Below are 2296 nucleotides of genomic sequence, written 5' to 3' on the forward strand. Positions count from 1 at the left end.
ACATCCGGCCGAGTTCGAGCGCGCGTAGCGGGGGGCGGCCCACCCACGCGGCGCCTCGTGCCCCTGCGCGGCCCCGCCGCCCGCTCCGGAGGCCCAGGTGCCCGCCCCGGCGCCGGCCCCGGCGGCTCCCGCTCCTGTTCCGGTTCCCGAAGCCCCGGCGCCTGCCCCGATTCCGGTCGCGCCGGCTCCCGCGCCGCCACCTCCGGTGGCGCCCGTTCCGGTGCCGATCCCGCTGCCGATCCCAGGCATCGGTGGACCGATCATCGGTGGGCCGCCCGGTGGCGGCTTCGGCGGTGGTCATGGCGGCGGAGACGAAGGTCACGGCGGCGGTGGCGGCGGGTTCCCCGGCATTCCGGGCTTCGGCGGCGGCCACGGCGGTTTCGGCGGTGGCCACGGTGGGTTCGGCCGGCACTAATCGGTTCGGGGCCAGCTGTCACCTGCCGTTTGCCTTCCGCTTAGGGAGGCGATGCAGTTAGCTCATCGCGACGACGACGTTCTGGTTCGGGCTGGGCCGGACGTTGGCCGTGGGCCGGATCGCGATCGCCAGCGAGACGACCAGCGCCACCACACCGATGACGAAGACGCCCGCCACGATGCTGCCCACCAGCCGGAAGGAGCGGCGCTCGGGATAACCGGCGTCGACGAGCGCGGTGGCGCCGGTTTGCGCGCCGGTGTAGAAGTCGTCGACGTCGTCGGGGACGGCGCTGTAGGCGAGGGCGTCCCTTTCCAGGGTTCCCGGGGTTTCGAAGTAGCCCGGCGCAATCGCGAACGGGTTGATGGCGCCGGTGCCCGGGTCTTGGGCGTAGGCCAGCGCTGCGGTGGAGGAGGAGAACAGCGGGGCGTGCGCCGAGGCCAGCGCCGCGCCCCGGGCCAGCGCCGTCTCCGGCTCCTCGGGAGCCGACAGCGGCAGCGTGGTCGCCGCCTCGAGCGCGGGCTTGATCAGCGGGATGTCAACGCCGGAGCCGACGACGAACACCCCGTCCGGGCGGGTCTCCATCGTCTCGGCCTGCGAAACCATGGTGGCCAGCTGGGCCACCGCGGCCTCGTCGTCGGCCGGCAGGGGTTCCCGGCGGACATCGGCAACCGACCCGTCGGCGCTGTTGACGACAGCGAGGGTCGCGGTGTCGGGCTCGATGTAGAGCAGCGCCGTTTGCGCATAGTTGGTTTGACTGCCGACCGCCTGGGCCAGGGCCGCCGCGGCCAGGAAGGACGAGACCAACATCACGTTCTCGACCTTGTGGGCGGCCAGCGCATCGCGCAGCGCGGCGGCCTCGATCGGGTCGGTGAAGGTGACCCCTGTCGAGGCCAGTTGGTAGCCGCCCTCGGCGGCGCCCTCACGCGTGCCCAGGATCGCGGAGACTACCTGGTTGGCCGCGCTGAGCGTTGCGGCGTCATCTTCGGGCGGAACGTCGAAATTGTCTTCGTCGACGGTGGCGCCTTCGCCATTCTGGCCTTCGACCAGCACCATTCGGACGGCCGTCGGCGCCATTGACACCCCAAGTACGGTGTCCAAAGCTCCTCCAAGGTTCGATTGCTAGTCCTGATGTGAGGACGTGGCCGCCGCACCCCGCGAAAACGCCAGAGGTCACTGAGTCCCCACCGTATGTTCCCCTAGTCCCACGATTTTACGCGCTTGCGGCGCCTTGGGGTTGGGGCCGGACGCGGCTACGGGATCGGGAGGCCGTGTCCCAGGTGTCGATGGAGCCAGTCGTCCCACTGATCGCCGTGGGAGGGACCGGGCCCCGGTTGTGGGGAGGCCGGGGCGGGGGCCGGCGCTCGAAGCGGTGACGTCGCTGTCGGTGACCACGCCCGAGGAACCCGAGATGGCGTTGGCGCGGGGCGCGTCGCTGGCGGCGGCCAACGCGCAGTTGGGCGCGCCGTCCACGATCGCGATGCCCCACGCGGGGGATCTCTCGGCTGACAGCCGCGAGCTGGCCTACAGCGCCGAGTCGACGACCGGAAAGTCGCGGGCGACCGGCACCGACGGCGAGTCCGCCGCACACTCGCGCGAGCGACGCAGCCGGAGATCGGTGCTTGCCGTCGTCGCCGCGACGCTGATATTCGTCGGCGGTGTCGTGGCGCTGGCCGTGGCGCTGGCCGTCGACATCCGGCCGCACGCGCCGCAACGCCCCGACATCACCCAAAACGTTGTGGCCCCGACCAACCAGGCTCCGCCGCCGCCAGCCGCGATCCCGCCGCCGCCCGCGTCCGTCCCGCCCGCGCCGGCCCGATGTACGGAATGTCGACGTCCGAGCCCACCAGGAACAGCCCGTCCGGGCGCGCCGTCATCGATTCG

General features: G+C 72.2%; 2 protein-coding genes and 1 pseudogene. 1 reads left to right on the plus strand and 2 read right to left on the minus strand.

Annotated elements, in window-relative coordinates; genetic code table 11:
- The coding region (locus tag A5711_RS27460; protein ID WP_231987425.1) for a hypothetical protein at positions 1–249 on the minus strand (249 nt) is incomplete at its 3' end.
- A gap of 223 nt (positions 250–472) precedes the next feature.
- Positions 473–1495 (minus strand): hypothetical protein, encoded by a 1023-nt coding sequence (locus A5711_RS05980; RefSeq protein WP_231987426.1) that lies wholly within the window; start codon positions 1493–1495, stop codon positions 473–475.
- 289 nt (positions 1496–1784) lie between these two features.
- On the opposite strand from A5711_RS05980, the pseudogene A5711_RS05985 reads away from it, so the two are divergent.
- Positions 1785–2296, plus strand: a pseudogene (locus tag A5711_RS05985) (hypothetical protein); the annotation flags it as partial.

Origin of the sequence: Mycobacterium sp. E2238, assembly GCF_001672665.1 — a bacterium.
GTDB lineage: Bacteria > Actinomycetota > Actinomycetes > Mycobacteriales > Mycobacteriaceae > Mycobacterium.